This window comes from Nostoc sp. (assembly GCF_035638895.1).
In the GTDB taxonomy this organism is placed as follows: domain Bacteria; phylum Cyanobacteriota; class Cyanobacteriia; order Cyanobacteriales; family Nostocaceae; genus Nostoc.
In genome coordinates, this window is sequence record NZ_DASQZC010000404.1 from 1 (window position 1) to 6,294 (window position 6,294).

Annotated in this window: 10 protein-coding genes; 4 read left to right on the top strand and 6 right to left on the bottom strand. The window is 40.2% G+C overall.

Annotation, left to right across the window (positions count from 1 at the left end; all coding sequences use genetic code 11):
• The first annotated feature begins 259 nt into the window (after window positions 1–259).
• On the top strand, window positions 260–559 hold the full coding sequence (locus VE944_RS20050; protein WP_324980819.1) for a hypothetical protein: 300 nt from the start codon (window positions 260–262) through the stop codon (window positions 557–559).
• A 100-nt stretch (window positions 560–659) separates the two neighbouring features.
• On the opposite strand, the gene VE944_RS20055 is transcribed toward VE944_RS20050, so the two are convergent.
• Window positions 660–890 (bottom strand): hypothetical protein, encoded by a 231-nt coding sequence (locus VE944_RS20055; RefSeq protein ID WP_324980822.1) that lies wholly within the window; start codon window positions 888–890, stop codon window positions 660–662.
• 173 nt (window positions 891–1,063) lie between these two features.
• Between VE944_RS20055 and VE944_RS20060 the strand changes: the two genes are divergently transcribed.
• Window positions 1,064–1,444 carry a hypothetical protein gene (locus VE944_RS20060; RefSeq protein WP_324980825.1) on the top strand — a complete coding sequence of 127 codons (381 nt, stop codon included), beginning with the start codon at window positions 1,064–1,066 and terminating at the stop codon, window positions 1,442–1,444.
• Window positions 1,445–1,485: 41 nt separating this feature from the next.
• Here the strand turns inward: VE944_RS20060 and VE944_RS20065 are convergent, their stop codons facing one another.
• Both VE944_RS20065 and VE944_RS20070 read right to left on the bottom strand, forming a co-directional pair.
• Window positions 1,486–1,935 (bottom strand): plasmid pRiA4b ORF-3 family protein, encoded by a 450-nt coding sequence (locus tag VE944_RS20065; protein WP_324980827.1) that lies wholly within the window; start codon window positions 1,933–1,935, stop codon window positions 1,486–1,488.
• A 392-nt stretch (window positions 1,936–2,327) separates the two neighbouring features.
• Window positions 2,328–2,657 carry a hypothetical protein gene (locus tag VE944_RS20070; RefSeq protein ID WP_324980830.1) on the bottom strand — a complete coding sequence of 110 codons (330 nt, stop codon included), beginning with the start codon at window positions 2,655–2,657 and terminating at the stop codon, window positions 2,328–2,330.
• 373 nt (window positions 2,658–3,030) lie between these two features.
• On the opposite strand from VE944_RS20070, the gene VE944_RS20075 reads away from it, so the two are divergent.
• Complete coding sequence (locus VE944_RS20075; protein WP_324980833.1) at window positions 3,031–3,618, top strand: PEP-CTERM sorting domain-containing protein; 588 nt, start codon at window positions 3,031–3,033, stop codon at window positions 3,616–3,618.
• A gap of 164 nt (window positions 3,619–3,782) precedes the next feature.
• Here the strand turns inward: VE944_RS20075 and VE944_RS20080 are convergent, their stop codons facing one another.
• Window positions 3,783–4,565: an alpha/beta fold hydrolase gene (locus VE944_RS20080; protein WP_324980835.1), complete on the bottom strand. Its 783-nt coding sequence runs from the start codon at window positions 4,563–4,565 to the stop codon at window positions 3,783–3,785.
• Window positions 4,566–5,471: 906 nt separating this feature from the next.
• Between VE944_RS20080 and VE944_RS20085 the strand changes: the two genes are divergently transcribed.
• On the top strand, window positions 5,472–5,669 hold the full coding sequence (locus tag VE944_RS20085) for an NblA/ycf18 family protein (protein WP_324980839.1): 198 nt from the start codon (window positions 5,472–5,474) through the stop codon (window positions 5,667–5,669).
• 221 nt (window positions 5,670–5,890) lie between these two features.
• Here VE944_RS20085 and VE944_RS20090 read toward each other — a convergent pair whose 3' ends face one another.
• A complete protein-coding gene (locus tag VE944_RS20090; protein WP_324980842.1) occupies window positions 5,891–6,022 on the bottom strand; it encodes a hypothetical protein in 132 nt (43 codons plus the stop codon).
• Window positions 6,019–6,153: a hypothetical protein gene (locus VE944_RS20095; protein ID WP_324980845.1), complete on the bottom strand. Its 135-nt coding sequence runs from the start codon at window positions 6,151–6,153 to the stop codon at window positions 6,019–6,021. Before VE944_RS20095 ends, VE944_RS20090 begins: the two co-directional genes overlap by 4 nt.
• Between the last annotated feature and the right edge of the window lie 141 nt (window positions 6,154–6,294).

Below are 6,294 nucleotides of genomic sequence, written 5' to 3' on the forward strand. Positions count from 1 at the left end.
TGGATGCCAACAAGTATCACTCAAGGAATTATTTAGCCATTGTTTTAGGTGATTTTGTAGTTTGAAATCATTTGCAATCAACTCTTTTTCTTCAGTTGTCCAAACTCTTTGAATCGCCTCAGAGACAGCTTCAAAAATGGAGTAGTCTAATTGTTTCGGATTCATTTGGATTATCAGTTCAAGAATTTTCACTCTCTTATTCGCAAAGCGATGGCGTAACCGCCTACCGGAGGTGATGACCTAAAAACTTGTGTAAAATATGCTAAATACACGGGTACAACTTAGCCCAATGCTCGATTACGTCAGTGCAGCAATGGCATTTTATATCACACTGCTTCCAGTGCAGGAGTGGATATTGGAATTCCGCCTTGGTTATTTGGGACGCTACTGGAGTTTGATAAACGCTGCTGGCTTATTAATCGGCTTTTTCCTCTGTGCGCTGATATTTGTGCCATTGATTATCAACATGACATTAGATCCGTTCAGATATCCAGATCATTTGGTTATGAGTGCGATCGCGTACCCGCGCGCCGGAGGCGATCGCTGCGGTGATTTTTAGTACAATACTCTGGCTGGGACAGTGGTGATACTGCGACAGACTGAAATAACCCCCAGAATTTTTGCTCTTATCAACACAGTAGTTGGAATTTTCGTTTTCTCTATGTTGGTGTGGCTGCAATCTCTTCTCTCGTTTTTTGAGCGCCTTCCTGTTGCCAACTTGTTACAATCTCCATAATTTCCTCCTGTTCATCTAATCCCATTGTACTGATTGCCGCTTGAAAGACCTGTTTCTCAGTATCGTCGAGCCTCAAATACGTATCAACTCTTCCCCAGAAATTAGTTGCATCCTTGCTGGGTCTAATTTTAACGTTGCCAGCAGACGCAAACATTCTGCCTTCATCTGTGGACGTTCATCTGTTGGAATATTCATCTTTGACATCAAAGCTGCGGCCACTGGATTTGGCTGCGTTAGAAAAATATCTCTGCAATCCACTAGAATAAAGAGATGATAATCTGATTTATGTATATTAGCTATTAAAACAGGCTTCATGAGATACAAGCTATGAAATTATCAGACTTATCAGCAGAAAGCCTAGAAAAAATTAAGGCAGTTAGATGGGATAGGATTATTGAGAAACATGAAGGGCCAGAAGATTGGGAATCAGTTCTCAGATATGAACAGCCAGAATTTTTGTCAGTTCAAGGATGCCCGATATTATTACCTATAGATAAATCACATCATGCTAATATCACCATAATCCGGTGTATCTGGAGTGTGGATAAAAACTCTGTAACGCTTTTTCTGTCTGATACTACCTATGAAAATGATCCTTTTTTCTCTGGATTTATGGCGGTATGCGAACGTTTGAAGGGAGAGGAATTTTTTTTAGCAGTTTTATATCATGAATGGTTTATTATTGAAAGAGCAGGAGTTTTTGAATAATCCTGTTACGTTAGTATTTTGAAATAGGTAAGCTTCTTCTCCTAATCAAAATCTGCATATTGAGGAGGGCTAGCCCCAACCCGCTTAGTAATTTTGGGATACTTACCTGATTGAGCCAAGTCTTGTATGTTTATTACATCAATCTGGTGCCACCAATCATCACCAAAATCGAACCAGTAACCAAAAGCATCATCAATAGATAAGCCGACCGTTGCAATTGAAGTAGTAGACAGATCCCCTGTAGGTCCTGGTGCAGAACTTGAAAATGCTTGTTTCAAGCAGTAGCGTTTTGCATTTGGATCTTGCGGCCCGTTTCCTCCCACTTGAAATTCGTACAGATGTTCATCTTGGCGGTCGAATGCTTTGAAGATAATTTTGTGCAAATCAGCTAAAGTATTGCTACCTTTAATTTCAATAGTTCGAGACACCACAGGATTTTCCGCCGCAAATTCCTCTGTAATTGGGCCGTCAATTAGAAATACCTCCAGCACATATAGTGCATTTGAAGGGGGCTTAACCGCTTTTTGGGGATATTTTCTGATTTATTAGTTTTAGCCATAGATTTCAGTTTAATTTTGTAATTAACACAACAAGTTTATCTGAACCTGTTACTAACGCTCAAGACCTTGGTGCTGATGATTATAAGCATTACATAGGCATTATATAAGTATTACATGATTAAGAACCTGAAGAAATCCGCTCAAAAAGTTGGCTGCGATCTAATTGTTCTCCTTAACTGGCTCCAACCCATCCTCTACATGTTCAATCGCTAACTGAACATAATATTTAACAGTTTTGTATTAATGAAAACCAGTTAAAATCTTATAACGAAGCATCGTGATGGTTCGTCAAATTAACAAGAATAGAAACACATGATTTGTCTTTAGCTAAAAACTTTATTTAAGATATCATTGACTTGCCCAGAAAAGTAATAAACGCAGCTATGAGAAACTTCGTTATAATGAACATCAAGGCAATTTTCGGCATTTTCTAACCTACCGATCGGCCCTTTGATTTCGACTATTGATATTTGTTCGCCTTCAGCTTCAATAATTGCTTGCACTCTCGATTCTGTCAGGTTGTTGGGAGAGAGTGAATCTATTGATAAGCCTGTATCTATAACAATATTTGATAAAGGATAAACTGATTTACATCCATCATCCGTACAAAATACTAAGCAGTTGTTTTTGACGTAAATATTAGTAATTTTCATTGCATAAATCCATAAATTGCAATATTTGTTTGTAGATTAAACTTTTGTAGCCTGATTACCCTAACATGCAATTAATCAGGTGAGCTTTGTGAGGACATGACCTACATTGCTACGGTTACTGAAAACATAGGAGAACCAGCATGAACTATACCCCGCAACCTCCGATGAGGATAGCCGCCTTCATCCACTGAGAAGCTCGTCTCCGAAGCACCATCTCCCACGGGAATATAATATAGTATTGTCCATTTCTAGGCTTAAGCGATTCTTCGAGAACACCGCAGGCATCGCAGAACTTTTTGTGTACTGAGTGTATCTTAAGTTGCCAAGGATGTGATAGCATACCTTCAACAAATTTAAATACCATAACCAATCCATGAATCAAGTTCGACTCCCCAAAGTTAGCGTCGCCGTGATTGGTTTGGTAGTAGCAAGCGTATTTCATGCTACTCCCGTGCTGGGAGCGATTCTAACTAGACAAGAATTTTCAGGTGATTTTACCTTAGTCGATGCTACTAGCCCATTCCTTACGAACTTTTTGCCTTCAGAGAGTGAATATTCGGGATTTGTAGTTTACTCAAAGGATGGGACTTTGAGCGATTGGGAGCTATCCGTCAACAATCTAGACCTGAATTTGAATCCAGGATCTACTGATGGCGGTAACTTAACCCAATATGTCGATTTTGAGCTTGATTCTGGGTCGAATTGGAATTTAGTGGTTGATTTTGGCATTGCTTTTGATGCTCTTAGATATACCTTAGAAAAAACTTCAAGCTCTGAAATTACCTTGACGGGTGAAGTGGGACGGGCAGGAACATACATCTATCAAGATTCTGCTGCCAATATTACCCTGAGTTCTTCATCTACATCAGTACCCGAACCCAATTCCCTACTAGGTCTACTGTTTGGAATTAGTACAATTGCTGTCTCTAAAAAAGCCGGGAAGACGAAATCGGAAGCATGAATTACTGAACCAGTACCAAAGCTTTATCGATCTACACCGCTTTGAGCCAATTACAGACTACAGAGGTACACTCCGAAGCGAAGTTAACCACCTATATACGTATGTTCGATTCGACCAGTTGCGATCAATGACTGAGCTTGTACTTTGCCCCAGTTCAAGCTGTATCAATATTGCTCAAGTTGACAGATAAAATCCAATATGAGTGATGTAAATTTCTCAGGATACCAGAGTCCCCATTCGTGGAAACCTTCTTCTACAGTAATTAATTTAGAATCTGGAATAATTGCCGCCATTTCTTGAGCGTTACTTAATGGTGTAGTTAGGTCTTTTTCTGACCATAATAATAAACAGGGAGCTTGTATTTCTGGTAATAGATGGCTGATATCTTCATATAAAGAAATTAGCAATCCTTGAATGACATTTACTGTGTTGAACAACAAGTTGTAGGAGAAAACCAAAGGAATATCAACTAATTTCAACCTGAGTTTTGGGAGAAACAGTTGAGCGGTCATTTCGATTGCCCTTCGCGGGATCATCTCCGGTATAGATGGCGTAGGAATTCCAGTACTATCTATCAGAATTACACTTCTGACTTTTTGTGGAACAAGTGTAGATAAAGTAATAGCAATACCACCACCGAATGAGTGTCCTACTAGATGAAATTGTTGTAAATCCAAAACTTCCAGAAACGAAAGGAGACATTTGCTATAGTTAAGGTAATCGGGAAGTAGCCCAGAGTAAGTTGATCTCCTAAAACTGGGTAAATCAGGAGCAATTATAGTATGGTGCTGTGCTAGGAGTTTCAGTAGTTCTTGATAAGGCTCAGTAGAGATTCCCCAGCCGTGTAGAAATAGGATAGGGATTGAACTCGACTCCAACCTACTTTGCTGATAAAAAATAGTGCAATCTTGTAAATCGACCCGATGATTAGTTAATTGGGATTTCAAAACCGCAACCTCATTCGCTATGACTTGGTAAATTACTTCCACTGTGATGTCATAGTAGCAATCCCACAGAGTTGAGGAAACTTTCTCAAGGATTATATAGGCATGACTTATAGAAAAATTGGAATTTGCAATTAAGAAATTTAAATTAGTAGCATTTTCATAAATTGCATCTGTTGCCTAATGAAAGAAGAATTGGTATTACTGAATCATGGGGGAATGGCACGAAGACTCGTGTGAAACCTTGTCAGGGCTATCTTGTTGGGGGGTAGGGTTGCAGCTTCGTGTGTTTCAGACAATTAAATGCGAGTACGTCAAGCAGTTCAAGACATTCCTAATTCTCCACACCCGAACCTGCAACCCCGCACCCTTTCATCTAGGAATACCAGGGATATACGCTTTTCACTCTTACCCCAATGGCACTAAGAAAAGGGAAAATCGTTGAGGCAGCAGGGGGGCAGAGGAGCAGGGGAGAAAGAAGAAATTTTAAGCAATTTTAAGCATTGCGTTCAGAAGAGATAGAAATTCCCCTCTGCACCCCTGCCCCTCTGCAATCCTTACGCCGCCTAACCTTCAGCTTAACTTAGTGCCATTCCACTCTTACTCAAAGGAATAATTGTATTGTCCATCTCTTCTTTTGAGCAATGACGCTGTTTCGCCCGCCGTATGGCGATCACCAGCCGGAAGCAGAGGCTAAAAATGCTTTTAAAAACCTCAAACTAGGAAAATTGAGGACTTAGGTTTTTACTTGGGTTGCCACAATGGAGTGATATCAAGGTTTTCAGCAGCAGATGCGGCAATTAAACCTACATCGGTACGGTTTACACTCCTTTAACTTTTGTAAAGTTATCGTAACATATATTTATATAAAGCAATATTTGCTTACATAAGCAAACTCAAATAAAAGCTATGAACCAACCCATTGAATTATCTTTAGAACAAGAATTTAGCCTTAGAACTTTCTCTGATCAAGTGCAGCAGATGTCCCGTGAACAAGCTCAAGAGTTCTTGCTGATGCTCTATAAGCAGATGATGATAAGGGAAACGACTTATCAAGAATTGCTCAAACATCAGTGGGAACTTGATTCAGACGCAATCTTGGGCTAAAACAAACTTGCTCCCGTCAACTGTAGACAGAGCCAACACTGTCAAGTCGAAGCTGCATTTTCAGCTTCAGTCCCTTCCAACCTTGAATAACAGCACTTTCCACCAGGGCGAGTGTTTGCGAAATGTCAAAGGATATGTGTCAATTACTTTTGAAGAACCGTTTTTCAACTTAATATCTCATTAATTCAGAGATTAATCTTTCAAAATTAAATAAACTTGTTTCATTTGACGTAGAAACGGCGATCGCTGGGGCTGAGATCGGGTGTACGCTGTGGGTTACAGAGTTTACACTGTATTGACCGTTGAGTAACAAAAAATTGTCTGCCAAACACGGCAATCAACAGATGATTCACGCCATCCACTCCACCCAATCAGGCGCTCTGTCCACCAGTTGAGCAATTGCATCGGGGTAAACCTCCTCAAACTCAACCATCACCCCCCACCTTTCATCACTCGTCAGCGTACTGAGTAGCTCTTGTACCATGCCAGATTCCACAACGGCTGATGCACAATGCGAATGTCATACCATTTGCCATGTCATTTCCTGCCCCGCCCCCAAAGGTACAAGCCCAGATTCCATAAATGGAACTTCATCAGGAATGCGCCAAGTCGTTTTGGACAAGGT

Bases quoted from the DNA above. Each gene is read 5' to 3' on its own strand.
- VE944_RS20050 (WP_324980819.1), top strand. From the start codon at position 260: ATGCTAAATACACGGGTACAACTTAGCCCAATGCTCGATTACGTCAGT.
- VE944_RS20055 (WP_324980822.1), bottom strand. From the start codon at position 890: ATGTTTGCGTCTGCTGGCAACGTTAAAATTAGACCCAGCAAGGATGCA.
- VE944_RS20060 (WP_324980825.1), top strand. From the start codon at position 1,064: ATGAAATTATCAGACTTATCAGCAGAAAGCCTAGAAAAAATTAAGGCA.
- VE944_RS20070 (WP_324980830.1), bottom strand. From the start codon at position 2,657: ATGAAAATTACTAATATTTACGTCAAAAACAACTGCTTAGTATTTTGT.
- VE944_RS20075 (WP_324980833.1), top strand. From the start codon at position 3,031: ATGAATCAAGTTCGACTCCCCAAAGTTAGCGTCGCCGTGATTGGTTTG.
- VE944_RS20085 (WP_324980839.1), top strand. From the start codon at position 5,472: ATGAACCAACCCATTGAATTATCTTTAGAACAAGAATTTAGCCTTAGA.
- VE944_RS20095 (WP_324980845.1), bottom strand. From the start codon at position 6,153: ATGGTACAAGAGCTACTCAGTACGCTGACGAGTGATGAAAGGTGGGGG.